Below are 24,052 nucleotides of genomic sequence, written 5' to 3' on the forward strand. Positions count from 1 at the left end.
TTTCGTGCAGCGGAAATTGACGGATGCCGGTGAATCGGGTGGGACGGGCATCCGGTCTAGGTCCGCAGGACTTGAAGGACGTGCAGGTTCGGCGGGCGCGGGGCGACCCCGTACGCCGTGGTCCGTGCCGGGACACGGGCGGGCCGGGCGTCCACCTGGACGGGCAGGCTCTGAGGCTGCGGGTGCGGTCCGGGGCCGGTCGTGGGGGTCTCCAGCACCCACTGGGCGCCGCACTGGTCCTGGGCCGGGTCCGCGCAGACGTGCTCGCGGTCGTCGTCGTCCGGCCCTTGGTACGCGGACGACATGGCGGCGACCGGCTGTACGGCAGGCCCGTGCGTACACAGGCACGCCACACCCAGCACCGTGGCCAGGGCCACCAACAGGCCCAGCACCACGGAGCCGGCACGGCGCCGCACAGTCATCGTCAGTCGCCTGCTTCTTCCGCTGGTCGAAGGAACCGTCCGGGGTCACCCTGCCGCCCTGCACGTACGGCTCGGAGTCTACGAAGTGGTCGCCGGACGAACGGAGGCGGCTCCGCCTCTCAGCGAACCAGCCCCGTGCGGCACTAGAAGGGGCGATCGTACGGGCGGTCGTGCACCCGGTCATAGATTCTGCGCAACCACGGCTGCCGGACGGCCGGAAGCCTCGCAAGACTGTCGAGGAAGACCTCCCAATCCGGCCGGAACAGCCTCCCCGGACGCATCGGCAACGGGTCGTCGCGCAGTACGTCGTCAGGCAGTACGCCTGTCGCGGGGATCGGCATCCGTTCGCCGGGGAAGGCCAGGTACGTCCACACATCGGCGGGCAGGGGTACGACCTGCGCGGTGCCGGAGGGCTGCCACGGGTTCCCCGTCCGCGGGTGCCGTGGCACCAGCAAGATGTGACCGTCCGGGACGGCGACGGGCATCCCCGACGAGGTGGCCAGCAGGTGAGCCCTGTCCTTGTGGCCCCTCAATGGCCCCTGGGGGTCAATGAGTTGGACGCCTACCACAGCGGCAGCCGCGTCCGTCCAGTTCAGCCAAGGCGATGGAACCCTCACACAGCGGAGTCCCTTGCAGAAGTCAGCAGGGCATGGCACATCCGGGCGGATCCGGACGGCAACAAGTTCTGCGTAATGGCCACGCCCGGCGCCTACCGGACGGGGCCATGACACGGTGGGGCTGGCTGTACCGCAGTCCACGCCAACTTGCGGCTACCGCATTGCGGTGACAATTGCCGCGCGGATGGCGTCCTCGCCGACCGGTTGACCCCTCTCGTCCGAGTACGGCCCATATGGGGTCCCCCACACCCGCGTGCCCGTCGCCTGCCGCCAGCTTTCGGCCAGCGGTCCCGCATCCACGACGCTGTACCCGATGGATTCGATGAATTCGGTCACCGCCACCTTCGCCGGCGCGGAGTCCCCGGCGATCGGCAGGTAGGAGCGGTCGGCCGCCCCCGCCGGGCGGACGAGGGACAGCAGGTGCTTGAAGAAGATGTTGTTGAACGCTTTCACGACCACGGCGTCCGGGATGTGCCGCAGCAGCAGTTCGCTCGAGGTGAGCGACTCGCTGTCGAGCTCGGGGATGTGCCCGTCACGCTCGGGGGCGTAGTTGCACGTGTCGATGACCGTCTTCCCGGCCAGTGGCGCGGCGGGCAAGTCGGGGAACGCCTTGACCGGCACCGTGACCACGACGATGTCACCGGCCGCCGCGGCCTCCCCGCTCGTCGCCGCGGACGCCCGCGGCCCCAGTTCCGCGACCGTGTCCGTGAGCGTTTCGGAACCGCGCGAGTTGCTGAGCACGACCTGGTGCCCGGCCTCGATGGCGAGCCGCGAGAGGGTACGGCCGATGTATCCGCTTCCGATGAATCCGACAGTCGTCATATTCTCGGCGTCCCTTCAGAAGAGCCGAACCCTTGCCGTTTGTTCGGACTCGTTGCGATTCGGGTTCCTGCCGTCAGCTGGCGGAGAAGTAATGGCCGTTGTCCAAATCGGCGAGCAGGCCGGGCTGAGCGGGTTCCCAGCCGAGGATCCGGCGGGTGATGAGGTTGGACGCCGGGTAGCTCTGCGTGACTATGTTCGCGAGGAACCCGAAGTATCCCGGCACCATCAGTACATCCGCGGGAACGCTCACGACGGGGAGGCCCAGACGGCTGCCAATGGCCTCGGCGATCTCGCGGAGCGGGATGGCCCCGTCCCCGACCGCGTGCCAGTATTTGCCGGCCGGCCCCTTCTCCAGCGCCAAGCGGAACAAGGGGGCGACATCGCGGACGTGCACGGCATTCCACAGGTTCGCGCCGTCTCCGGGGTAGCCGACGAAACCCTTCTCCTTCGCGAGCGCGATCAGCTGCACGAGGAAGCCGGCACGATCGGTCGTGCTGTGCGCGATGTTGGCAATCCGCACGACCGAAGACCGCACTCCCTGCTCAGCTAGGCCGATCACGGCGGTTTCCACGACGTTGCGAACCCGCAGCGTGCCCTTGTACTCATCGCCGCCCGGAAGGGCCGGGTCCTCCTCGGTGGCCGGCCGGCCCAGGTTCCCTGGCGAGCCTATGCTCCCCGCCGCGACCAGCGGCTTTCCGGTTCCCGCCAGTGCCTCGCCGTACGCGAGCATGATCGGGAGTTCCGCGGCGGCCACGGCGTCGATCCCGCCAGAGGGAAGCAGGTCCTGCCTGTGCGCGACGTGAATGACGCCGTCGGAGTCCGTGGCCGCCTCCTTGAGCCCGTCGAGATCCTCAAGGTCGCCACGACGGACCTTCGCGCCGAGCGCGGACAGCGCCGCCGCGGCCGTGTCCGACCGGGCCAGGCCGGTGACCTCATGTCCGGCGGTGATGAGCTCGGGGATGATGTACGAACCGGAATGGCCGGTCCCGCCAGTGACGAAAACGCGCATGCGACTGTCCTTGTGAGATGAAGTGGAGGGGCTGGTCTTCTCGTGCCGTAGATCGACTGACGTGATGTAACGCGAGAAGTGGTGGTGCGGGTGCGCTCAGCCGAGGATGCTGACGCCGAGGAAGAAGTCGGTGTGCTTGACGGACTGGGCAACGAGGCCCAGCTCCAACAGGGCGACGTTCTCCAGCGTTCGCGCCATTGCCAGCTCCCCGATGTCCATCGGGCGTAGTCCCAGGCTCTCTATGAACGCCGACACGCGTGTCTTTGCCTGCGCGTCGTCGCCGGCGACGAACGCCGGCTGCTCGGCCCCGAGGGCTCAGCCCGTGAATTCGTTGACGCCGAGGGCGAAGTCCCAGTGGCCAACCCCGTTGCCGGCGAGGCCCATAGTGACCAGGCCCATTCCTTCCAGCCAGTGCGCCATTTTCAGGCCGCCGACGTCCAGCGGGCGCAGCCCGAGGCTCTCGATGAATGCCGCCACGCCCGCCTTGGCCTGCGTATTGTCGCCAGCGATGAAGACGTCGGGCCGGCCCTTCTCCAGGACATTACGGAAGATGGTGTTGAACGCCTTCACCACGCTGGCGCCGGCCGGGGCCACCTTGGCGACTTCCTGCGCGATCGAGGTCTCCTCGCTGTGGGCCAGTCCGTCGAATGTGGCGTTGAACGGGTTGCTGATGTCGACGACGACCTTGCCCGCGAGGGCGTCTCCGTACTCGGCGACGACCGGAAGGACACCGTCGTACAACAGGGCCGTAATGACGATGTCTCCGGCCGGGACGGCGCCCCACCTGCCCGTCGTCGCGCCGCCGCCCAGAGCCTTGGCCAGGTCATCGGCCTTGGACTGATCGCGTCCCATGACCTCGACGGTGTTGCCGCCCGCCACCGCGAGCGTGCCGATGGTACGGGCCATGTTCCCCGTACCGATGAGAGTGATGCTGCTCATGAGGTGCGCTCTCTTCCTGTTCTGGAGGTGTCGCTCTGTCTCGTTCGTGCCGGGTCAGGCGCAGGGCGTCGGCCGCGACGTTGCCGGGCCAACTGCCGCGCCTTTCCCGGCACCTCCGGCTCGTCAGCACGCGAAGGCGGCGCCCGCCCAACACCGGCGTGTTGCGGATGGCCGCATTCGAGATCAGTTCGTTGTGGCGACTGGGTTGGTGTGGGGTGTGCCCACGGCATTCCTGGTGTGCGGTTCAGATGGCGGTGGTGCCGCCGTCGGTGACCAGTTCCAGCCCGTTGACGTAGCTGGAGTCGTCGGAGGCGAGGAACAGGGCGACGGTGGCGATTTCTTCGGGGCGGCCCATCTTTCCGCGGGGGATGAGCGACTCGAATGCGGCCATGGTTGCCTCGTCGAACAGTTCTTCCTGCTTGGCGGTGGCGACCTGGCCGGGGGTCAGGACGTTGACCCGGATCCTGCGGTCGCGCAGTTCGTTGAGCCAGACGCGGGCCCAAGCCTGCTGGACGGCTTTGCTTCCCGCGTAGAGGCTCCAGCCGGGGAAGGCGCCGAGGGAGGCGTTGGATCCGGTCATGAAGATCGAGCCGTTGTCGTTGATCAGCGGCAGTGCCTTCTGCACGGTGAAAAGGGTGCCGCGCGCATTGAGCCAGAAGGCGCGGTGGAACTGTTCCTCGGTGATCTCACCGAGGACGGCGGGTTCGCCCATCCCGGCGCTGGCCCACAGCACGTCGATCGAGCCCTTTTCCCGCTTGACGGTGTCGTACAAGCGGTCCAGGTCGTCCAGTTCGGCCGCGTCACCCTGGACGGCGGTGACGTTGCGGCCGATCAGCTTGACGGCGTCGTCCAGTGCTTCCTGCCGCCGGGCCTGGATGAAGACGTGCGCTCCTTCCTCGACGAACAGTTTGGCGCCGGCCAGTGCCATGCCGGTGGATCCGCCGGTGATCACCACTACCTTGCCATCGAGCTTTCCCACGATCACTCCGTTGAATTGATAGGTATCCGAAACAGTGCTCATTCTGGGCCTGGGCCCTGCTATCAAGTTCCGATGTCGAATCCTTGTTCCGAATTCTCTTCGGCCCCAATAGGTACCTATTCAGGCTGCCATTGGCCTGAGCGGGTGTCCAAGACCTCTTTTAGTCGCGGTGATACCCTGAAGGCATCACCGGACTGGGAGACGCCATGGATCTGGACCTGCGTAAATTGCGTTACTTCGCCGCCGTGGCCGACCGGTTGCACTTCGGCCGCGCCGCCGAAGAGCTGCATATCGCGCAGCCGGTGCTCAGCCGGCAGATCCGCGCGCTCGAGCAGGATCTCGGCGCCTTGTTGTTCACCAGGGATCGCCACGGCGTAGCGCTGACCGACGCGGGCCGACAGTTGCTGGCCGACGCCGGTCCGCTGCTCGCCTCCGCGCACGCGGTCCGCGGCCGGGTGTCCGTGGCCGCCCGCGGAAGCCAGCGGCTGATGGTCGGTTTCCGGGCCGGCATCCCGGTCATCCCGGCGGCGCGGGCGTTCGAGGCCCGGCACCCGGACGTGGTCGTGGACGTGCAGCGGATCGAAGGGGACGACCAGGCCCCGATGCTGCTCGACGGCCGCATCGACGTCGGCTATGTGCGGCTGCCCATCGACGAGGCCGGCTTGCGCGTCACCCCGCTGTACACCGAGCCGCGGGTGGCGGTGCTGCCCACCGGCCACCGGTTGGCCGGCAAGGAGGAGCTCACCGAGGCCGACCTGGCCGGCGAGCCGCTGGTCTGGCATGCCGACCCGAGCACGCAGCCCACCAGGCGCCCGCACCCTAACGCCGGGTACCTGGTGCGCGGGGTGGACGAGACGCTCGAGCATGTCGCGGCCGGCCGGGGCATCTCGTTCCTGGCCCGTTCGGCGGCCGTGTTCTACACACATCCCGATGTCGTCTATGTACCCATCCCGGATCTGGCTCCCGACCAGGTGTGCCTCGCGGTGGCGGCATCACGCGCCTCGGCAGTGGTCGATGACTTCATCACCGCGGCTCAGGCGACGGCCGAGATCACGGCAGAATGCGGGAACTATGAAATGTGGCAGCTTGGAAATGATGCCGTTCCAAAGCACGGTTGAGGAGTCCGCCTGACAGCGATAGCGCCGACAGGGGGCACACGCCCGCAGAAATTGCGAAGGCATTGGGCTCGGGGGACGGAGGCGAGGTTGGCGCACCGTGGGAATCGATATCGTCGCGCGACCGCTTCGGGAATGATGAAAATCATGATCTCGTCGAATTCGTCAAAGGCATTGCCGATCAATTCGGACGAGACACTTCCACTCCCGGCGGTGACCGTCGCCAGTCCAGGGGGCGGGCGGGACTGGCTCGCGATCGGGGGCGATCAGAGGGACGCGGTAGCCCTCGCGCGGAAGGTCCTGGCGGAGGTGGGCCCGGCCTATCGGCCCCTCGCGGAGGCCCCGGTCAACCGACGGCCTCGCCGCGCAACTGCCGAACCGGGAGGCCGACCACCACTACCTCTGGATGGAGACCGACTCCCGGCCCGGGACGGTGTCCGGGGAGACCGAGTGGCTGAACGCCGACCCGGCGCTGCGGGTGGGCCCGCTGTTCGACCGCTTCGGTTGGAGCCGTACGTGGTCCGGGTGGCGATCCGCAATCCGGGCAAGACCCGGGCAATCGCCGAGGCGAAGGTCAAGACCGATAAGGTCGACGCCCGTACCCAGGCCAGGCCCCAATGGGCGCTGCCCATCCAGGCCCGCGACCTCGGCGGGCCCATCACGCCGTCCATCGTCGTCACCGCCTTCCGTGACCTGGGCATCTCCCCCCTCCGCAAGGCAATCGAAGCCATGGGCGACGTCGAGGCCGCCATGCTCTCCCCCATCAAGATCGCGGGCTGCGGCGTAGCGCTCGACGTCCACCTGCCCTCCGGCGTCTCCACCGAAGAGATCCAGAACCGTCGCCGCAAGCTCGCCGAAAACCTCAACCGGCACGAACACGAAGTGTTCATCACCATCCCGCCGCAGCCCCGCACCGTCCGCCTGTGGATCGCCGACAGCGGCGCCCTCGACGAGCCCATCGGTGCCTCCCCGCTCGTCCTCGACGAAGAGCCCACCGCGGACTACTACACCGGCCGTGCCCCCTGGGGGCAGAACCTGCGAGGCGACGCCGCCGGACTCGCCGTCAAACAGCGGCACATCCTGCTCACCGGCCTCTCCAACCAGGGCAAACCCGCAGCCCTGCGGGCCATCGCCCTCTGGCTGGCCTTCGACGTGACCGTCGACTTCTACATCGCCGACCTCAAGGGTGTCGGCGACTGGCGATGCTTCGACGGTCTCGCCCAGGTCCTCATCCAAGGACCACCGACGAGCACGTCATGGCCGCAACACACATGGTCGAGTACGGGGTCGAGGAGATGCAGAAGCGCATCGCCCTCGTCGAACAGTCCGGCTCCACCGAGGGCATCACCCGCGACATGGCCCGTACCGACGAGCGGTTCAAGCCCATCGTGTTCATCGTCGACGAGGCCCAGGTCGCCTACGGCTCCGGCGCCAAGGGCGACGACAAGCGGCCCTACGGCGGGTCCAAGGCCACATCCCGCTACTTCCGGGCCGTCAAGGCGATCCACGACCAGGGCCGCGCCGTGAACGTCACCATCTGGGAGGGCACCCAGGACCCCACCGACGAGAACCTTCCCGAGCGGTCCCGCGAGGGCAACCACGTCCGCGGCTCCCTCGTCCTCGGCACCGAGTCCCAGGCGAAGATGGCGCTCGGCGAGGCGCCCGTCGACGCAGGCGCCGCACCGCACAAGCTCCGCCAGGGCCTCGACAAGGGCACGCTCGTCGTCGCCGGAGACGGCCTTGAGCTGGAAGCCGGACAGTCGGCCGTCACCGTCCGCACGCACTACATCGACGGCGACGAGGCGGCCGAGCTCACCCAGCGCGCCAAGGCCCGCCGAGAAGGCGTCGCCACCGTCCACAAACTCGAAGTCGTCCAGACAGCCGACCACCTCGCCGACCTCGCGGCCGTCGTCGGCAACGAGAAGCGCGTGCGCACCACCGAAGTCATCCACCGCCTTAAAGCCCGCAACCACGCCGTGTACGAGCACTGGACCGGCGGACGGCTGAAGGCGCTGCTCGCCGAGTACGACGAAGAGCCGGGCACCTACGACGGCTACCCCGTCGTGCGTCTGGAGAGCGTCGAGCGGGCCCTGGAGCGGCGCGCGGAGGAACTCACCGAGGCTCAGTGACCCGACAGTGGGCAGTGATTTTCCACTAACGGGGTCACTGGATCACCCCACTGGCGTTGATCAGCGCAAACATCGATCTAGTGAGGCAGTGAGGCCGCTTCCAGGGACCCCCAAGTGCCCCCGGAAACGGCCTCGCTGACGCCCACCGCAGCCTCACTCACTCCCGCATCATGGAGCCATGACCCAGCCGCTCCTCGTCGACGCCTACGCCGCCCACGCAGCCACCGGCATACCGCCCGGCACCATCCGCGTCTGGCTCCACCGCGGCAAGCTCACCCACCACGGCCACGACAAGGCAGGCCGAGCCCTCATCGACCTGCACGAACTCCAAGACCAGCCCGGCAAACGGGCTGCTTGACCCGTTAGGCGAACGGGTATAACACTCGACCCATGTTCAGCGTGCCCACATACCGCTGACCAGGAAGCTTGACGAAGCCCCAGCCAACGTCTCGGCTGGGGCATCGTCATGTCACAGCACCGTCACCGCACCCTCACAGGTCCCGCCCGCGGCCCATGATGGCTCCTCAGCGACATCAGTCCAGGGGGGACCATGCGCATCCGCACGACCATCGCCGTAGCCACGGCCGCGCTCGCCATCACCCTCGTCGGCTGCAGCAGCGACGACAGCAGCGACACCGCCAAGACCACACCGACTGTCACGGCGACCGCGGACAACAGCGACGCGGAGGAGGCCGCCGGCATCCCGCCCGAGCCTGACTCCGCAGCACGCACCGCGCTCATCGAGGTCCTCAAGGCCATCAACCCCGTCCTCGTCGCCGATGAGGACAAGGCAATCGACAACGTCCGGAACCAGTGCTCCACCATCATGGGCGGCGGCAACGCCGACCAGACCGCCAAAGCCCGGTTCTCCACCGCCGAGCACGAGGTGACAGAAGCCGAGGCCCTGGCCATCAACGCCGCGCTCATGGCGAGCCTCTGCGTCTGAGCCAAGGGAGGTCCCGCACGGGGCTGCCACTCACGTGCAATGTGGTGCACCCGGCAGCAATCGAGGGATGCGGTATCCGCAAGGACCGTGACGGCGCCCTGTCCTAGGCAACAGGGCGCCGATCAGCTTCCGCAGGGAGGCGAGCATGCCCCGCAAGGCCGTGCAGGTCTGCCCCACACCCGGATGCCCGGCCCTCACCCCGAGTGGACGGTGCGCCGACTGCCAGGCCCAGGCCACAGCCGACAGGCCACGGCACAAGGACGCAGGCCGCGGCCGCCGATGGCGAGACGCCAGCACCATGTACCTGCGCGACCACCCGTACTGCGAGTGCCCCGAGTGCTCGGCCCTGCCACCCCTACAGCGCGACCTGGCGACCGAGGTCGACCACATCGACGGACTCGGACCGCTCGGCCCCCGCGGCTACGACCCGGATAACTGGCAGGCCATGAGCAAGCCGCACCACTCCCGCAAAACCGCGGCGGAAACCTGGGGAATCTGAGTCACCGAACGTGACCGGACCCAGGGGGTACCCCCAGCCGACCCGGGGGTGGACGACGCGGGGGAGGGCGCGAAGGGGTGCGCCGGGTTCAGAGGGTCCCAGATGTCACGCAAGGTGATGTCTCTCTGTGCTGCGCAACGCAGCGATGAGGAGTGATCGACTATGCCCCGTGGAGGAGCGCGCGCGGTCTCTGGGCCGCCGCCGGACCCGAGATCGCTGCGCAGTACGAAGGCCATCGACAAGGGTGGTTGGCGGACGCTGCCGGCGGAAGGGCGCGAGGGCGAGCCGCCTGAGTGGCCGCTCACCGAGGCCGCTGACCGTGAGCTGGATCTGTGGGATGACCTGTGGGTCAAGCCGCAGGCTGTGGCGTGGGAGGACATGGGGCGGGAGCTGGAGGCCGCCTTGTTCGTGCGGACGCTGGCGGAGGCCGAGCGATCGCCATCGGTTACCCGGGCGCGGGTTACCTGGAGGTGATGACCACAGCCCAGTACCAGGAGCGGTACTACGAACTGCCCGGATAGGGCGCCCACAGAGGGAAGCCCTCCCATTTGGGCCCAGATCACCCCTGCCCTCCCCATCGCCTCGCGCCGTTGCCCGTGGCATCTCAATATCCCGCGTCAAGCTCTAGTAACGCCGTCACGTGATCTTCGTTGACAGCCCATGAAGAAGATCACCGCAGTTGCCGGGCTCGTCCTCGGCAGCATCGCCCTGGCGGCTCCCGCCCACGCCGACAACGACAGCAACTTTGGGCAGGGCGTGAACGCAGCGAACAACTGGAACTTCACCGCGGCGGCCGTGTGCCTGCAAGAGGTCGCCGTCGTGCCAGTCCTCGGCGACTGGGTGGGCGACCACAAGAACAACTGCTCCAACGGCAACGTCATCGATCACGCAGCGAAGGCCCTGCCGCCGCTGCACTGAGCACCCGCCCACCCGTCAGCCCCGCACTCGATCAGGTGCGGGGCTTTCTGCATGTCTGGAGACCTCATGGCCTGGTATCCCGGCGCGGTCAAGATGGAGCTGCAGCCGGAGTCGGACGCGCAGTCTGCGATCAAGCCGACGCAGTTCATCGTCCACTCGCTGGCCGCCCCGTGGACGGCCCGCCGTACCTACGAGTACTGGCGCGACAGCACGAACCTGGAGTCCCACTTCGGGCTCGGCTATGAGGGCGACCTCGGCCAGTACATCGGCACCCAGACGAAGGCCGACGCCAACGCCGCCGCGAACCTGCGGGCCGACGGCACCGGCGCCGTGTCGGTCGAGACCGCATCCAACCTCGCGGCCACCGACGTGTGGACGGCCGCACAGGTCGAGGAGCTCATCAAGCTCGGCGTGTGGATGCACAAGACCCACGGCATCCCGCTCCGCCTGTGCCGCTCCGCAACCGACCCGGGCTTCGGCTGGCACAAGCAGTACACCGCGTGGAACCCCAACGCGCACGCCTGCCCGGGGCCGGCCCGCATCACCCAGTTCAAGACCGTTGTGTTCCCGGGCATCGTCGCCCGCGCGACCGGCACCCCGAACGAGGAGGACGACGTGGCCCTGACAACCGACGACATCAACAAGATCGCGACCGCGGTCGCGGTCAAGCTCATCGCCGGTGGCGGCGTGCTGGAGGCCTCCGACGTGACCCGGGTGGCGGCTGCCGTCGCGGCCAAGCCCGTCGCGCTGACCGACGCACAGATCCAGGCCATCGCCGCAAGCCCGGCACTCGCCGAGAACATCGCCGAACGCGTCGCCGCCAAGCTCGCCACCCGCCTCGCCAACTAAGGAGAACCGATCATGTCGAACATCAGCCTTCCCGACGCCGAGACCGTCGTGAAGACCGCGGCCACCTACGGCCGCGACCTCCTGGAGCGCGTCCTCACGACGTTCCTCCAGGCCGGCATCGCGGGCATCGTCGTCACCCAGCCCCTCGACGGCTCCATGTGGTACGCCGCAGGGGCCGGAGGGGTCGGCGCGGCCCTGTCGCTACTGAAGGGCCTCGTCGCCCGCTGGAAGGACGTCACCAACTCGGCGTCCCTCGCCCGAGGGGTGTAGGTGGCGACGCCACAAGACCCCGGGGTGTACATCAGCTCGGGCCAGATGTACCAGGAGTTGAGATCCCTGAGCGATGGCGTGACCCGGGTAGAAACCAAGCTCGACACCATCGGCCAGGGCCTCACCGAGGTCGGCAAGGACGTCGCCGACCACGAGTCCCGCATCCGCACCCTGGAACACACCATGTGGCGTGCCGCCGGCGGCGCTGCCGTCCTGGGTGCGGGTGCCGGGATCGTCGCCCAGTTCCTCATGCGCTGAACTACACGCCCCCTGCACGGTCATGACGGCCGTGTAGGGGGCGCTTCGTCATGCCCGGGTTGAGCTTCGCTGCGCGCGCACGGCGTCGGTGTACAGCTCGCGCGTCAGGTCCTCAGGCTCGATGCCGAGTTCGGCGAGCACAGAGCGGATGTCGTCCAGTGCGGCCGTTACGTCGTCCTCGTCAACGATCGTCTCGACCTCAAGGAACGTGCCGTCGATCTCGGGGACGCGCACGAGGGTGGCGAGCATCTGCCGGCCGCGGGCCTCGAAGTCGTAGTTGCGACACCGCTTGTTGAACACGATGAACGGCGCGTAGCCCAGGCCCTGCAGAATCGCGTGCGCTGCCTCGGAGTCTTCAACTCGGGTCTCGTGCTCGGGCTTCGACCCGGACGCCTCGTCGACCACAGCGCCCTTGAACGTCATCACGGTCCGGGTTCCATCCGAGCCGTGGACGGTACGCACCCGCAGTTCCTCATCCGACTTGTCCAGCGAGCCGTCCGGCCGGTCGTAGTACGAGTCCTGGTAGATCTCGACGCGGGCCTCGGCCAGCTGGTCGAGTCGCCGCATAACCGCCTCAGGGGCGTGTACCCGCGCCTTCAGTTCCGCCTCGATCACCTGTGGTTCCCTTCTCCGTTTCAGATCGTTCGCTGCGCGCCGTCGACGAGCGCATCGAACATTCGCCGGAACCCCCGGAAGAGGGGCCCGTGCGGCGTCTCCATCACCTTGTACAGCGCCGACTCGTGCCCTTCCCACCCCGAGTCGAAGGCGCTGACGAACATGGTGGAGTCCGTGCGGATGAGACGCCAAGTGGGCAACATCCCATACCGGTACACCTGGACGTCACACGAGTCGGCGAGCAGCTCCCGTAGCCGTGCCTCTGCAAGACGCACCCCGCTGGCCAGGGACTCGGCGGACTCCCCGATCTCGGCGGCCCGTTGAGCGAGGGCGTCGCTGTCCGGGTCGAGGAGCAGCACCCGCACCCTGAGCCCTTTGCCGCCCTGGTCGCGCGGCAGGCAGGCGCGCAGGAGCGAGTCGTTCAGTCCGATGAGGCCGAGGCCGCGCACCGCGAGGACGTCCAGCTCCTGTGCTTCGCGGGCCTGCTGCTGGATCTCTTCTGCTGCGGAGTTCTGTGCGGCGTACACGCGGACGACTTCGGGGAACGCGGCCAGGTCGAATGCGGCGCCACCCGTGCGCTTCTCACGGCTCGAGGCGAGGCCGAGTAGGTGCCGGGCGTCGTCGGGCATGCGCAGGCCGTCGGCGATCCGCTCGTACACATCGAGGCGGGACACCTCCCGGCGCCCGTTGATGATCTCGTCGACGCGGGCCTGCGTCATCCCGGCCGCGCCCGCGATGCGGGCCTGGCTGGCACCCGCGTACTGCTGCACGTGACGGAACACCGCGCCCATGTCCCGCGCACGCAGGGCCTGGCGCACCTCGGCGCGCTCCCATGCCCAGTCGGGAAGTTCGATCGGCCCTAGCGTCATCGTCATGGCGCAGCCCCCGGTATCGCGAACGGGATAGGAAAACATCCCACGGTGAGATTACCGGTGGGGGATCGCCCCGGCACCAAGCGTCACAACATGCTGGCCAGATCATGAGTGCCCCGGCAACCGCGTGAACGGTCCCGGGGCTGGCCGACTGACTGGAGTCGACATGGCCGAGCCTACGCAAACCGCGAGCACCACAACCACCCCCACCTCCTACGGCTTTTGCTCGTGGCACGAAGCAACCGCCTCAGGAGTCCGGCTGATCCGGGTGCACGAGCAGGGCTCCGGCCCGGGCGGCGGCGTGTTCGCCTGCCGCCCCTGCCGTCAGGCCTACGACCTGGTCCCCCTCGCCGACCAGCCGATGATGCCCGAGGCGGGGGTCGACGCGACATGATCCGGCCTATTGCGCCCGCCGAGTACAGCGAACTCCTGCGCCACTGCACCGGATGCACGTCGTGCCGTGAGGTCCCGGAGCGCGAGTGCCCGCGTGCCGGGGTCCTGCGCCGCCAGTGGTCCGCGGCCGGGCGTGCAGCCCGCTCCCGGAAGGGGGTCCGCCGATGATTTGCGCACGCTGCGACGAGCCGATCCATCCCGGCCAGCCTTACGAGTCGTTCGATCACGTGTCCGCTTCGGCGGGCGGCGTGACGATCCATGTCCACAAGGAGCTGTGCAAGAGCGCGCAGCTTCAGACGGCGCCTGTGATCCCGCGCCACTGAGACTCCCGCCCGTCCCGTACCCCGCGCCCAGGGGGCGGGCGGGACCAGGCCGCGGCCGGACGCCGATCCAGCCGGGGCCGACCCATGTCGTGATCGTCTGCCTCTCGGGCCAGCAGCGGGCCAGCTAGCGATCACCGGAGACGAAAGAAGCCCCTCGGCTTCCGAGAGGCTGACCAGCTATCAGCAGGTGAAAACGTTCCTGCATCGAAGGGGCGAGAGTGGGGCGGGTGGGACTCGAACCCACGGCCGACGGATTATGAGTCCGCTGCTCTAACCGGCTGAGCTACCGCCCCATCTACGGCGCGTCGCGCACATTTGTGCGCGCCGTCTGCCGCAGCATAGCCGCTCATACGATCTCCTGCTTCGGATGGTCGGCAACGCATGACCATGAGGACTTCGGCGCGGCTCGCGCGGTTCCGGCGGACATGAAAAAGGACCCCTGAGGGGTCCTCTTCCGCTGCTCTCCCGACTGGACTCGAACCAGTAACCTGCCGGTTAACAGCCGGCTGCTCTGCCAATTGAGCTACAGGAGATCGAGCTCCCCCGACTGGACTCGAACCAGTAACCTGCCGGTTAACAGCCGGCTGCTCTGCCAATTGAGCTACAGGGGATCGCTTCGTTGCATCGAACGCACCTACCTGGGTATTCGCCAGGCAGCGTGCGCTCGCTGCGACACATACATTAGCGCAAGCAGGGGGGTGCTCCGCCAATCGGTTCCGCCCCCACACCGATGCCGACGCAAGGGAAGGGTGGCCGTCATGCGCTACCGGCTCACATTCGTCGCCGGACTGGCTCTGGGTTACGTGCTGGGCACACGCGCCGGGCGCGAACGCTACGAGCAGTTGAAGAAGTCCGCCCGCCAGATCTCGCAGAACCCGGCGGTGCGCAACACCGCCGAGAGCGCCGCCCAGCAGGGCCGCGTGTTCGCGGGCAAGGCGTACCACACGGTGAGCGAGAAGGTGGGCGACCACGTCCCCAGCTCGGTGACCGACCGGGTGCGCTCTCTGCGCGAGCGCAACACGAACGGCCGCGGCGAGGACGACTGGGGAACCTCCAACACCTAGTGGGGCACCCCCCAACACCTAGTGATCGGGCATGGACGTAGCCCGTCCGGCGCGCTCTCCTCTCGCAGTACGGCAGAATTTGCGCCATGGGGATAGTCGCCGGGTTGGACAGTTCGCCCGATTTCACTCGTATCGTCGTCTGCGATGCAGACACGGGCACCGTGCTCAAGCAGGGCTATGCGCCACATCCGGTCGAGCCCGCGGAGGGCGGCGGACGTCCTTCCGATGTCGATCCGCAGGCCTGGCTGCTGTCCCTGGGAGAGGCGGCCGGCGGCGGGCTGCTCGAAGGTGTGCAGGCCATCGGCGTGTCCGCGCAGCAGAACGGGCTCGTTCCCCTGGACGCGCAGGGGAACACGGTGCGGCCCGCGCTCATCGGCAGTGACAAGCGGGCGCAGGTCGCGGCCGCCGACATCGTCGACGCGCTCGGCGGGCGCGAGGCCTGGGCCCAGGCCGTGGGCTGTGTCCCACAGGCCGGCCAGCCGGTGACCAAACTCCGCTGGCTGAACAGGACCGAACCCGACGCCGCGCGGCGCACCGCGTTCCTGATGCAGGCGCACGACTGGCTGGTGTGGCAGCTGCTCGGGCGGCCGGCGCGCAGGACCACCGACCGGGGCGGGGCCTCCGGGACCGGGTACTGGTCGGCGGCGACCGGCGGCTATCGGCCGGATCTTGTCGAACTGGCGCTCGGGCACCAGGTCGGGCTGCCCGAGGTGCTCGGCCCGTCCGACGCGGCGGGTACCACCCCGGAGGGGCTCCTCATCTCGTCCGGGACCGGCGAGACCATGGCGGCGGCGTTCGGTCTCGGCGTCGGGCTCGGCGACGCGGTCGTGTCACTGGGAGCCTCCGGGTCCGTGATGGCCGTACACCGCGAGCCGCTCATCGACTCCTCCGGCATGATCACCTCGCTGGCCGACGCGACCGGGATGCATCTGCCGGTCGTCAGCACGCTCAATGCCGTACGGGTCCTGCGCGGCGCGGCCGAACTCCTCGGGCTGCCCGACCTGGAGAGCCTGTCCGACCTGGCGATGAAGTCGACGCCCGGTTCCCACGGGCTCGTGATGCTGCCCTATCTGGAGGGCGAGCGGACGCCGAACCTGCCGCACACGGCGGGCATGCTGGCCGGGCTGCGGCGGGAGTCGATGCGGCCCGAGCATCTGGCGCGGGCCGCTTTCGAAGGCATGCTGTGCGGGCTCGCGGACGCGCTCGACGTGCTGCGCGGCCGGGGTGTCGACGTACGCCGGATCTTCCTGCTGGGACAGGCCGCCGAGCTGACCGCCGTACAGGCCGTGGCGCCCGCGCTGTTCGGCGTGCAGGTCGTGGTGCCGCAGCCCGCGGACTACGCGGCCTTCGGCGCGGCACGGCAGGCGGCCTGGGCACTCGGCGTCTCGCAGGGCACGCTCGACCCCCGCACACCACCCGCCTGGCAGGGTCCGGTCGCGCAGGTCCTGGAGCCCGGTGAGGAACTGGCCATGGGGCAGGCCGTACGACAGCAGTACGTGGCCGTACGGGAGCAGGCGCATCCGGGGGCGTTCCGGGGCTAGGGCCGGCCAGGCCCTGTCCTGTGCGGCACGGAAGTAGGTCCGAAGTCTGAGGCCGGGTCGGTTTTTGGCCTGCACTTGGGTTAATCGGTTGAGGTAACACGGGTGGAGTGTTCGACGATAGGGGGTGAGGCACCACCGCCCGCCCATTGGTCAGCCACCGACCGACCGCCGATCCTCTTGCCGACCGACCGCCGATCCTCCTGCCGCCGACGACCCGAGAGACCCGCGTGCTCATACGACTTCTTCGGACGTACCTCCGTCCGTACAAGAAACCCATCGCCCTGCTGGTGCTGCTGCAGTTCCTGCAGACCTGCGCCACGCTCTACCTGCCCACACTGAACGCGCACATCATTGACAACGGTGTCGTGAAGGGCGACACGGGCTACATCCTGTCCTTCGGCGGCGTGATGATCGCGATCTCGCTGGCGCAGGTCGTCTGCAACATCGGGGCCGTCTACTACGGAGCCCGCACGGCGTCTGCCGTCGGCCGGGACATCCGGGGCGCCGTCTTCGACCGCGTCCAGTCCTTCTCCGCGCGTGAGGTCGGCCAGTTCGGGGCGCCCTCGCTGATCACCCGCACCACCAATGACGTCCAGCAGGTGCAGATGCTGGCCCTGATGACGTTCACCCTGCTGGTGTCGGCGCCGATCATGTGTGTGGGCGGCATCATCCTGGCCCTCGGCCTGGACGTGCCGCTGTCCGGCGTGCTGGTCGCCGTGGTGCCGGTCCTCGGCATCTCCGTGACGCTGATCATCCGGCGGCTGCGGCCGCTGTTCCGCACCATGCAGGTCCGCCTGGACACCGTGAACCGGGTGCTGCGCGAACAGATCACCGGCAACCGCGTGATCCGCGCCTTCGTACGGGACGAATACGAGAAGGAGCGCTTCCGGAAGGCGAACACCGATCTGACCGAGGTGTCGCTGGGCACCGGACGGCTGCTGGCACTGATGTTCCCGATCGTCATGACCGTCGTGAACCTGTCGTCGATCGCCGTGGTGTGGTTCGGCGCGCACCGGATCGACAGCGGGGGCATGCAGATCGGTGATCTGACCGCGTTCCTCGCCTACCTCATGCAGATCGTGATGTCCGTGATGATGGCCACCTTCATGTTCATGATGGTGCCGCGCGCGGAGGTCTGCGCCGAGCGCATCGAAGAGGTACTGGACACCGCGAGCAGCGTGGTGCCGCCGACCGCGCCCGTCGTGGAGCTGCGGCGCCACGGCCATCTGGAGATCCGCGGCGGCGGGTTCCACTACCCGGGTGCCGAGGAGCCGGTGCTGCGGGCCGTCGACCTGGTGGCGCGCCCCGGCGAGACGACCGCCGTGATCGGGTCGACGGGCAGTGGCAAGTCGACGCTTCTCGGGCTCGTCCCCCGGCTGTTCGACGCCACCGCCGGCGAGGTTCTCGTCGACGGCGTGGACGTCTCGACCATCGAGCCGAGGCTGCTGGCCAAGACGGTCGGCCTGGTGCCGCAGAAGCCGTACCTCTTCGCGGGCACGGTGGCGACGAACCTGCGGTACGGCAATCCGGACGCGACCGACGAGGAGCTGTGGCACGCGCTGGAGGTGGCGCAGGCCAAGGGCTTCGTGGAGGGGCTGGAGAACGGGCTCGACTCCCCCATCGCCCAGGGCGGCACCAATGTGTCGGGGGGTCAGCGCCAGCGCCTGGCGATCGCCCGCACCCTCGTACAACGGCCGGAGATCTACCTCTTCGACGACTCGTTCTCGGCGCTCGACTACAAGACCGACGCCATGCTGCGCGCGGCGCTCGCCGCGGAGACCGCCGAGGCCACCGTGGTGATCGTCGCCCAGCGGGTGTCGACCATCCGGGACGCCGACCGGATCGTGGTCCTCGACGAGGGCCGGGTCGTCGGCACCGGACGCCATCACGAACTGATGGCGGGCAACGAGACCTACCGGGAGATCGTGCTCTCCCAGCTCACGGAAGCGGAGGCTGCCTGATGGCCGGGCCTATGGGGCGGATGATGGCCGGGGGCGGCCCCGATCAGCGCTCGATGGATTTCAAGGGGTCGGGCAAACGGCTCCTTGCACAGTTCAAGCCCGAGCGCGCCACCATCTACGGGATGCTCGTCGCCGTGGTGCTGAGCGTGGGCTTCTCGGTGGTGGGTCCGAAGATCCTGGGCCGGGCCACCGACCTGGTCTTCTCCGGCATCATCGGGCGGGAGATGCCGGCCGGCCAGACGAAGGCCGAGGTCCTCGCGGCCATGCGGGCGCGCGGCGACGGCGGCACGGCCGACATGCTCTCCGGGACCGACTTCACCCCCGGCCAGGGCATCGACTTCAACGCGGTCGGCGAGGTGCTGGGGCTCGCACTCGTGGTGTTCCTGCTGGCGGGCCTGCTGATGGCGGTGGCGACGCGGCTGGTCAACCGGTCGGTCAACAGGACCGTGTACCGGATGCGCGAGGACCTTCAGGCGAAACTGTCGCGGCTTCCGCTGTCGTACTTCGACAAGCGGCAGCGCGGTGAGGTGCTCAGCCGGGCGACCAACGACCTCGACAACCTCGGGCAGACGCTCCAGCAGTCGATGGGGCAGCTCATCAACTCGCTGCTGACCATCATCGGTGTGCTGGCGATGATGTTCTGGGTCTCGCCGCTCCTTGCCCTGGTGGCGCTGGTCACCGTGCCGCTGTCCTTCTTCATCGCCACCCGGGTCGGCAAGCGCTCGCAGCCGCACTTCGTCCAGCAGTGGCGGACCACCGGCAAGCTCAACGCGCACGTCGAGGAGATGTACACCGGGCACAACCTGGTGAAGGTGTTCGGGCGCCAGGAGGAGTCGGCGGCGCAGTTCGCCGAGCAGAACGAGAAGCTGTACGAGGCCGGTTTCAAGGCGCAGTTCAACAGCGGGATCATGCAGCCGCTGATGATGTTCGTGTCGAACCTGAACTATGTGCTGGTCGCCGTGGTCGGCGGTCTGCGGGTCGCTTCCGGCTCGCTGTCCATCGGTGACGTGCAGGCCTTCATCCAGTACTCGCGGCAGTTCTCGATGCCGCTGACGCAGGTCGCCTCGATGGCCAACCTGGTGCAGTCCGGCGTCGCCTCCGCCGAGCGGATCTTCGAACTCCTCGACGCGGAGGAACAGGAGGCCGATCCGGTACCCGCGATCCGTCCCGACGAGCTGCGGGGCCGGGTGGCGCTGGAGAACGTGTCCTTCCGGTACGACCCGGAGAAGCCGCTCATCGAGGATCTCTCGCTGAAGGTGGAACCCGGTCACACGGTCGCGATCGTGGGACCGACAGGGGCGGGCAAGACCACTCTGGTCAACCTGCTCATGCGGTTCTACGAGGTCACCGGGGGCCGGATCACCCTCGACGGGGTCGACATCGCCGCCATGTCCCGGGACGAACTCCGGGACGGGATCGGGATGGTGCTCCAGGACACCTGGCTGTTCGGGGGGTCGATCGCGGAGAACATCGCGTACGGGGCTTCGCGGGAGGTCACACGCGGGGAGATCGAGGAGGCCGCGCGGGCCGCGCACGCCGACCGGTTCATTCGTACGCTGCCTGACGGGTACGACACCGTCATCGACGACGAGGGAACGGGGGTGAGCGCGGGTGAGAAGCAGCTCATCACCATCGCGCGAGCCTTCCTGTCCGACCCGGTGATCCTCGTGCTCGACGAGGCGACGTCGTCGGTGGACACCCGGACCGAGGTCCTGATCCAGAAGGCGATGGCGAAGCTCGCGCACGGGCGTACGTCGTTCGTGATCGCGCACCGGCTGTCGACGATCCGGGATGCCGACACCATTCTGGTGATGGAGAACGGGGCGATCGTCGAGCAGGGCGCGCATGCGGAGCTGCTCGCCGCCGACGGCGCGTACGCACGCCTCTACAAGGCGCAGTTCGCGCAGGCGGTGGCCGAGGTGGACTGACGGGTGGCGGGGGTGGGGGTGGGGGTGGCCCGTGGCGGAGCCGCTGATGGATGTAGTCGCCCCCTCCGCCCCTGCCCGTCCCTTGCTCCGGGGGGCTGCCGCCCCCAGACCCCCGCTGTCGGCCTCAACGGCCTCGTCCTCAAACGCCGGACGGGCTGAGAATCCCGGTGCGGAGGACGCCGAGGTCCGCCTCAGTCCAAGTAGCCCCGCAGCTGGTCCGCGAACGCATGGTCCCGCAGCTTGTTCAGCGTCTTGGACTCGATCTGGCGGATGCGCTCGCGGGTGACGCCGAAGATGCGGCCGATCTCCTCCAGGGTGCGGGGACGGCCATCGGCCAGCCCGTACCGGAGCTGGACGACCTTCCGCTCCCGCTCGCCGAGCGTGGACAGGACCGCCTCCAGATGCTCCCGGAGCAGCAGGAACGCGGCGGACTCCACGGGAGACGTAGCGTCGCCGTCCTCGATGAGGTCGCCGAGCGCGACATCGTCCTCCTCGCCGACGGGCGCGTGCAGGGACACCGGTTCCTGCGCCAGCCGCAGGACTTCGCTGACCCGCTCGCTCGGCAGGTCGAGGTGCGCTGCGACCTCCTCGGGAGTCGGCTCGTAGCCGCGCTCCTGGAGCATGCGCCGCTGCACCCGCACCACCCGGTTGATCAACTCGACGACATGGACCGGGACTCGGATGGTCCGGGCCTGGTCGGCGAGGGCCCGGGACATGGCCTGACGGATCCACCAGGTCGCGTACGTCGAGAACTTGTACCCGCGGGCGTAGTCGAACTTCTCAACGGCCCTGATCAGGCCGAGGTTTCCCTCCTGGACCAGGTCGAGCATGGTCAGGCCGCGGCCCACGTACCGCTTGGCGACGGAGACGACGAGCCGCAGGTTCGCCTCGATGAGGCGGCGCTTGGCCATGCGGCCCATGACGACCAGCTTGTCCAGGTCGAGGGCGAGCTGGCTGTCCAGGTCGGACGCGAGCCGGAGCTTCTCCTCGGCGAAGAGGCCGGCCTCGACACGGCGGGCGAGTTCGACCTCCTCGGCCGCGGTGAGCAGGGGGATCCGGCCGATCTCGCGCAGGTACTGGCGGAACAGGTCGGAGGAGGGTCCACCGGTGTCGGCGGCGCGGCCCCGGGGCAGTTCGACGGGCTCGGGAACCTCGGACTCGGCTTCCACCTCGACGCTCTCGGCGGCGCCCGCGGGCGGCTCGTCCAGCTCGGGCGGGCTCTCCGGCTCCGATTCGGGGTGGTGCGCGGCACGGCTCTGCGGGGGTACCGCCCCGGCGACGTCGGTCTCGGCGTCCGCGTCCGTATCCGTGGTGTTCTCGGTCTGTGCGAGGGTCTGGGTCTGCACGGGGGCGACCTCCAGGAATGTCGCTGCGTGGGCATGCGGCAGCGTTACGTCGGGGATGGGGTCGACGGCCTCGCCGCTGTCCATCCCGTAGTCGTTTGGCGGAACTGCGGGGATCGGGGACCCGTCGCGTTCGGGTCGGCCGCGCTCCGAGGACTCAGGCACCGCAACCCAGTGTGGAGTACGACACATCGCCGCCACGAGGGGCGTGCGGTGACTTTTTGCGTCCGGTCCGTGACCGCACGGTTACTTTCATGCACGAGTGCGCTTTTTAGGGGGCTCCAAACCGGATGAGAACCCGGCGCGGGGCAGTAGGCGGGGGGCGCGAGACGTCAGAGCGCCTCCGCGCCCCGCTCCCGCAGCGCCTGCTCGTACTGCTGGAGGACCCACAACTCGTTCTGTACGGCGGCCAGCTGGGCCGGATCACCGTTGGCGCTCTGCCGGGCCAGGCTGCCCTGGACGTCCCGGATGCGGCGGTCCACGGCGCGGCGGCGGACCATGACGAGCTGGTCGCCCGCGTAGGTCTCGTCGACCGTCTTGCGCATGATCGCCTCGACGGCCAGCTCGGTGACCATGGCGCGGGCCGCGTCGTCCGGGGCGGCTTCACGGACCCTCACCAGATACTCCTGGGGGTCCTGGACGCCGTACTCCGCGCCGCCCGCTTCCATGATCACCTGGCGTACGGCGGCGTACGGCGGGGCGGTGAACTCGTCGATCCCGTACGCGTCGAAGGCCGGGGAGACCAGCTCCGGGCGCTGGAGAGCGAGTTTGAGGAGTTCGCGCTCGGTGGCGAAGACCGGGTTGCGCAGGGTCAGGGCGGGGCCGCCGGTGGGTGCCTGGGCGGCCCCGGCGGCGTACGTCTGCTGGGGGCGCTGCCGGTCCGGCGCGGGGCCCTTGCCGCCGCGGTCGCGGGACCAACGGGCCAGCTGGGCCACCCGCTTGACGACGAACTGGGTGTCGAGGATGCCGAGCATGCCCGCGAGCTGCACGGCGACCTCGTGCTGTGCGCCGCTGTTCTTGATGCGGGCGACGATGGGCGCCGCCTCGTCGAGGGCGCCGGCGCGGCCCGCGGGCGTTTCGAGGTCGTACCGCAGGACGATCTGGCGCAGCGCGAACTCGAAGAGCGGCGTGCGGGGTTCGGCGAGGTCGGCGACCGCCGCGTCGCCCTTGGCGAGGCGCAGCTCGCAGGGGTCCATGCCGTCCGGGGCGATCGCGATGTACGTCTCGGCCGCGAACTTCTGGTCGTCCTCGAAGGCGCGCAGGGCGGCCTTCTGGCCTGCCGCGTCGCCGTCGAAGGTGAAGATCACGCGGGCCGAGCCGTTGTCCATGAGCAACCGGCGGAGGATCTTGATGTGGTCGGTGCCGAAGGCCGTGCCGCAGGTCGCGATCGCCGTCGTCACACCGGCCAGGTGGCAGGCCATGACGTCGGTGTACCCCTCGACGACGACCGCGCGGCTGGCCTTGGCGATGTCCTTCTTGGCGAGGTCGATGCCGTACAGGACCTGCGATTTGCGGTAGATCGCCGTGTCGGGCGTGTTCAGGTACTTCGGGCCGTTGTCCGACTCGTACAGCTTCCTCGCTCCGAAGCCGACGACCTCGCCGCCGATGTCGCGGATCGGCCACATCAGGCGGCCGCGGAAGCGGTCGATGGGGCCGCGGCGGCCTTCCTGGGAGAGGCCGGAGAGGAGCAGTTCCTTGTCGGTGAAGCCCTTGCCGCGGAGGTAGCGGGTGAGGTGGTCCCAGCCCTGGGGGCTGTAGCCGACGCCGAAGTGGGCGGCGGCCGACTGGTCGAAGCCGCGCTCGGCGAGGAACTTGCGGCCCGTGTCGGCCTCGGAGCTGGTGTCGAGCTGCTCGACGTAGAACTGGGCGGCGGCCTTGTGGGCCTCGACCAGGCGGATGCGCTCGCCGCGCTGGTGGGCGGGGTTGTACCCACCCTCCTCGTACCGCAGCGTGATGCCCGCCTGGGCGGCGAGGCGCTCGACCACCTCGGAGAAGGTGAGGTGGTCGACCTTCATCACGAACGCGATGGTGTCGCCGCCCTCCTGGCAGCCGAAGCAGTGGAAGAGCCCCTTGCTCGGGCTGACCTGGAAGGACGGTGACTTCTCGTCGTGGAAGGGGCAGAGACCTTTCAGGTTTCCGCCGCCCGCGTTGCGCAGCTGGAGGTACTCGGACACCACGGCGTCGATCGGGACCGCGTCCCGAACCGCCTTCACGTCCTCGTCGTTGATCCTTCCGGCCAC

General features: G+C 68.8%; 24 protein-coding genes, 3 tRNA genes and 1 pseudogene. 15 read left to right on the plus strand and 13 right to left on the minus strand.

Annotation, left to right across the window (positions count from 1 at the left end):
* Positions 1 to 56: 56 nt before the first annotated feature.
* From ACFVKT_RS24490 to ACFVKT_RS24515, 6 genes are all read right to left on the minus strand, one after another.
* A complete protein-coding gene (locus tag ACFVKT_RS24490; protein ID WP_385734858.1) occupies positions 57 to 422 on the minus strand; it encodes a hypothetical protein in 366 nt (121 codons plus the stop codon).
* 143 nt (positions 423 to 565) lie between these two features.
* Complete coding sequence (locus tag ACFVKT_RS24495; RefSeq protein ID WP_385734860.1) at positions 566 to 871, minus strand: hypothetical protein; 306 nt, start codon at positions 869 to 871, stop codon at positions 566 to 568.
* A 321-nt stretch (positions 872 to 1,192) separates the two neighbouring features.
* Positions 1,193 to 1,861, minus strand: a complete 669-nt coding sequence (locus ACFVKT_RS24500; RefSeq protein ID WP_385734862.1) for an NADPH-dependent F420 reductase — start codon at positions 1,859 to 1,861, stop codon at positions 1,193 to 1,195.
* Between the two features lie 73 nt (positions 1,862 to 1,934).
* Positions 1,935 to 2,870 (minus strand): SDR family oxidoreductase, encoded by a 936-nt coding sequence (locus ACFVKT_RS24505; protein ID WP_385734864.1) that lies wholly within the window; start codon positions 2,868 to 2,870, stop codon positions 1,935 to 1,937.
* A 315-nt stretch (positions 2,871 to 3,185) separates the two neighbouring features.
* Positions 3,186 to 3,809 (minus strand): NADPH-dependent F420 reductase, encoded by a 624-nt coding sequence (locus tag ACFVKT_RS24510; protein WP_385734865.1) that lies wholly within the window; start codon positions 3,807 to 3,809, stop codon positions 3,186 to 3,188.
* A 244-nt stretch (positions 3,810 to 4,053) separates the two neighbouring features.
* Positions 4,054 to 4,788 carry an SDR family NAD(P)-dependent oxidoreductase gene (locus ACFVKT_RS24515; protein ID WP_385734867.1) on the minus strand — a complete coding sequence of 245 codons (735 nt, stop codon included), beginning with the start codon at positions 4,786 to 4,788 and terminating at the stop codon, positions 4,054 to 4,056.
* Positions 4,789 to 4,994: 206 nt separating this feature from the next.
* Between ACFVKT_RS24515 and ACFVKT_RS24520 the strand changes: the two genes are divergently transcribed.
* From ACFVKT_RS24520 to ACFVKT_RS24565, 10 genes and pseudogenes are all read left to right on the plus strand, one after another.
* Positions 4,995 to 5,906: a LysR family transcriptional regulator gene (locus ACFVKT_RS24520; protein ID WP_385734869.1), complete on the plus strand. Its 912-nt coding sequence runs from the start codon at positions 4,995 to 4,997 to the stop codon at positions 5,904 to 5,906.
* A gap of 585 nt (positions 5,907 to 6,491) precedes the next feature.
* Positions 6,492 to 8,032 (plus strand): annotated as a pseudogene (locus tag ACFVKT_RS24525) (FtsK/SpoIIIE domain-containing protein); the annotation flags it as partial.
* 178 nt (positions 8,033 to 8,210) lie between these two features.
* On the plus strand, positions 8,211 to 8,390 hold the full coding sequence (locus ACFVKT_RS24530) for a hypothetical protein (RefSeq protein ID WP_385734871.1): 180 nt from the start codon (positions 8,211 to 8,213) through the stop codon (positions 8,388 to 8,390).
* A 192-nt stretch (positions 8,391 to 8,582) separates the two neighbouring features.
* Positions 8,583 to 8,978 (plus strand): hypothetical protein, encoded by a 396-nt coding sequence (locus ACFVKT_RS24535; protein WP_385734873.1) that lies wholly within the window; start codon positions 8,583 to 8,585, stop codon positions 8,976 to 8,978.
* 145 nt (positions 8,979 to 9,123) lie between these two features.
* Complete coding sequence (locus tag ACFVKT_RS24540; protein WP_385734875.1) at positions 9,124 to 9,477, plus strand: HNH endonuclease signature motif containing protein; 354 nt, start codon at positions 9,124 to 9,126, stop codon at positions 9,475 to 9,477.
* A 162-nt stretch (positions 9,478 to 9,639) separates the two neighbouring features.
* The gene (locus ACFVKT_RS24545; protein WP_385734877.1) at positions 9,640 to 9,951 is read left to right on the plus strand and encodes a hypothetical protein; all 312 of its coding nucleotides are present in this window, start codon (positions 9,640 to 9,642) and stop codon (positions 9,949 to 9,951) included.
* Between the two features lie 186 nt (positions 9,952 to 10,137).
* Positions 10,138 to 10,395: a hypothetical protein gene (locus ACFVKT_RS24550; RefSeq protein WP_385734878.1), complete on the plus strand. Its 258-nt coding sequence runs from the start codon at positions 10,138 to 10,140 to the stop codon at positions 10,393 to 10,395.
* A 66-nt stretch (positions 10,396 to 10,461) separates the two neighbouring features.
* Positions 10,462 to 11,244, plus strand: a complete 783-nt coding sequence (locus ACFVKT_RS24555) for a hypothetical protein (RefSeq protein ID WP_385734880.1) — start codon at positions 10,462 to 10,464, stop codon at positions 11,242 to 11,244.
* Between the two features lie 12 nt (positions 11,245 to 11,256).
* Positions 11,257 to 11,514 (plus strand): hypothetical protein, encoded by a 258-nt coding sequence (locus ACFVKT_RS24560; protein WP_385734882.1) that lies wholly within the window; start codon positions 11,257 to 11,259, stop codon positions 11,512 to 11,514.
* Complete coding sequence (locus tag ACFVKT_RS24565) at positions 11,515 to 11,772, plus strand: hypothetical protein (RefSeq protein WP_385734884.1); 258 nt, start codon at positions 11,515 to 11,517, stop codon at positions 11,770 to 11,772.
* A gap of 48 nt (positions 11,773 to 11,820) precedes the next feature.
* Here the strand turns inward: ACFVKT_RS24565 and cyaB are convergent, their stop codons facing one another.
* Positions 11,821 to 12,387, minus strand: a complete 567-nt coding sequence (gene cyaB, locus ACFVKT_RS24570) for a class IV adenylate cyclase (RefSeq protein WP_385734886.1) — start codon at positions 12,385 to 12,387, stop codon at positions 11,821 to 11,823.
* A 20-nt stretch (positions 12,388 to 12,407) separates the two neighbouring features.
* A complete protein-coding gene (locus ACFVKT_RS24575) occupies positions 12,408 to 13,262 on the minus strand; it encodes a helix-turn-helix domain-containing protein (RefSeq protein ID WP_385734888.1) in 855 nt (284 codons plus the stop codon).
* Positions 13,263 to 13,425: 163 nt separating this feature from the next.
* Here ACFVKT_RS24575 and ACFVKT_RS24580 point away from each other — a divergent pair, with 163 nt between their 5' ends.
* A complete protein-coding gene (locus tag ACFVKT_RS24580) occupies positions 13,426 to 13,653 on the plus strand; it encodes a hypothetical protein (RefSeq protein WP_385734890.1) in 228 nt (75 codons plus the stop codon).
* A 541-nt stretch (positions 13,654 to 14,194) separates the two neighbouring features.
* Here ACFVKT_RS24580 and ACFVKT_RS24585 read toward each other — a convergent pair.
* The 3 genes from ACFVKT_RS24585 to ACFVKT_RS24595 form a co-directional block, all read right to left on the minus strand.
* Positions 14,195 to 14,268: transfer RNA gene (locus ACFVKT_RS24585), tRNA-Ile, on the minus strand.
* A gap of 167 nt (positions 14,269 to 14,435) precedes the next feature.
* Positions 14,436 to 14,508, minus strand: a tRNA-Asn gene (locus ACFVKT_RS24590).
* Positions 14,509 to 14,513: 5 nt separating this feature from the next.
* Positions 14,514 to 14,586, minus strand: a tRNA-Asn gene (locus tag ACFVKT_RS24595).
* 147 nt (positions 14,587 to 14,733) lie between these two features.
* Here ACFVKT_RS24595 and ACFVKT_RS24600 point away from each other — a divergent pair.
* From ACFVKT_RS24600 to ACFVKT_RS24615, 4 genes are all read left to right on the plus strand, one after another.
* Complete coding sequence (locus ACFVKT_RS24600) at positions 14,734 to 15,039, plus strand: YtxH domain-containing protein (RefSeq protein ID WP_385734892.1); 306 nt, start codon at positions 14,734 to 14,736, stop codon at positions 15,037 to 15,039.
* An 86-nt stretch (positions 15,040 to 15,125) separates the two neighbouring features.
* Positions 15,126 to 16,580 (plus strand): FGGY family carbohydrate kinase, encoded by a 1,455-nt coding sequence (locus ACFVKT_RS24605; protein WP_385734894.1) that lies wholly within the window; start codon positions 15,126 to 15,128, stop codon positions 16,578 to 16,580.
* A 227-nt stretch (positions 16,581 to 16,807) separates the two neighbouring features.
* Positions 16,808 to 18,541: an ABC transporter ATP-binding protein gene (locus tag ACFVKT_RS24610; protein WP_385734896.1), complete on the plus strand. Its 1,734-nt coding sequence runs from the start codon at positions 16,808 to 16,810 to the stop codon at positions 18,539 to 18,541.
* Positions 18,541 to 20,469 (plus strand): ABC transporter ATP-binding protein, encoded by a 1,929-nt coding sequence (locus ACFVKT_RS24615; RefSeq protein ID WP_385734897.1) that lies wholly within the window; start codon positions 18,541 to 18,543, stop codon positions 20,467 to 20,469. Before ACFVKT_RS24610 ends, ACFVKT_RS24615 begins: the two co-directional genes overlap by 1 nt.
* 191 nt (positions 20,470 to 20,660) lie before the next feature.
* On the opposite strand, the gene ACFVKT_RS24620 is transcribed toward ACFVKT_RS24615, so the two are convergent.
* Both ACFVKT_RS24620 and dnaG read right to left on the minus strand, forming a co-directional pair.
* Positions 20,661 to 21,977 (minus strand): RNA polymerase sigma factor, encoded by a 1,317-nt coding sequence (locus ACFVKT_RS24620; RefSeq protein WP_385734899.1) that lies wholly within the window; start codon positions 21,975 to 21,977, stop codon positions 20,661 to 20,663.
* Positions 21,978 to 22,144: 167 nt separating this feature from the next.
* Positions 22,145 to 24,052 carry a DNA primase gene (dnaG, locus tag ACFVKT_RS24625; protein ID WP_385734901.1) on the minus strand — a complete coding sequence of 636 codons (1,908 nt, stop codon included), beginning with the start codon at positions 24,050 to 24,052 and terminating at the stop codon, positions 22,145 to 22,147.

The organism is Streptomyces sp. NPDC127595 (genome assembly GCF_042671685.1).
Taxonomy (GTDB): domain Bacteria; phylum Actinomycetota; class Actinomycetes; order Streptomycetales; family Streptomycetaceae; genus Streptomyces.

Bases quoted from the DNA above. Each gene is read 5' to 3' on its own strand.
- ACFVKT_RS24550 (WP_385734878.1), top strand. From the start codon at position 10,138: ATGAAGAAGATCACCGCAGTTGCCGGGCTCGTCCTCGGCAGCATCGCC.
- ACFVKT_RS24560 (WP_385734882.1), top strand. From the start codon at position 11,257: ATGTCGAACATCAGCCTTCCCGACGCCGAGACCGTCGTGAAGACCGCG.
- ACFVKT_RS24600 (WP_385734892.1), top strand. From the start codon at position 14,734: ATGCGCTACCGGCTCACATTCGTCGCCGGACTGGCTCTGGGTTACGTG.
- ACFVKT_RS24580 (WP_385734890.1), top strand. From the start codon at position 13,426: ATGGCCGAGCCTACGCAAACCGCGAGCACCACAACCACCCCCACCTCC.
- ACFVKT_RS24545 (WP_385734877.1), top strand. From the start codon at position 9,640: ATGCCCCGTGGAGGAGCGCGCGCGGTCTCTGGGCCGCCGCCGGACCCG.
- ACFVKT_RS24490 (WP_385734858.1), bottom strand. From the start codon at position 422: ATGACTGTGCGGCGCCGTGCCGGCTCCGTGGTGCTGGGCCTGTTGGTG.
- ACFVKT_RS24575 (WP_385734888.1), bottom strand. From the start codon at position 13,262: ATGACGATGACGCTAGGGCCGATCGAACTTCCCGACTGGGCATGGGAG.
- ACFVKT_RS24500 (WP_385734862.1), bottom strand. From the start codon at position 1,861: ATGACGACTGTCGGATTCATCGGAAGCGGATACATCGGCCGTACCCTC.
- ACFVKT_RS24535 (WP_385734873.1), top strand. From the start codon at position 8,583: ATGCGCATCCGCACGACCATCGCCGTAGCCACGGCCGCGCTCGCCATC.
- ACFVKT_RS24510 (WP_385734865.1), bottom strand. From the start codon at position 3,809: ATGAGCAGCATCACTCTCATCGGTACGGGGAACATGGCCCGTACCATC.
- ACFVKT_RS24615 (WP_385734897.1), top strand. From the start codon at position 18,541: ATGGCCGGGCCTATGGGGCGGATGATGGCCGGGGGCGGCCCCGATCAG.
- ACFVKT_RS24530 (WP_385734871.1), top strand. From the start codon at position 8,211: ATGACCCAGCCGCTCCTCGTCGACGCCTACGCCGCCCACGCAGCCACC.
- ACFVKT_RS24540 (WP_385734875.1), top strand. From the start codon at position 9,124: ATGCCCCGCAAGGCCGTGCAGGTCTGCCCCACACCCGGATGCCCGGCC.
- ACFVKT_RS24555 (WP_385734880.1), top strand. From the start codon at position 10,462: ATGGCCTGGTATCCCGGCGCGGTCAAGATGGAGCTGCAGCCGGAGTCG.
- ACFVKT_RS24605 (WP_385734894.1), top strand. From the start codon at position 15,126: ATGGGGATAGTCGCCGGGTTGGACAGTTCGCCCGATTTCACTCGTATC.
- ACFVKT_RS24505 (WP_385734864.1), bottom strand. From the start codon at position 2,870: ATGCGCGTTTTCGTCACTGGCGGGACCGGCCATTCCGGTTCGTACATC.
- ACFVKT_RS24520 (WP_385734869.1), top strand. From the start codon at position 4,995: ATGGATCTGGACCTGCGTAAATTGCGTTACTTCGCCGCCGTGGCCGAC.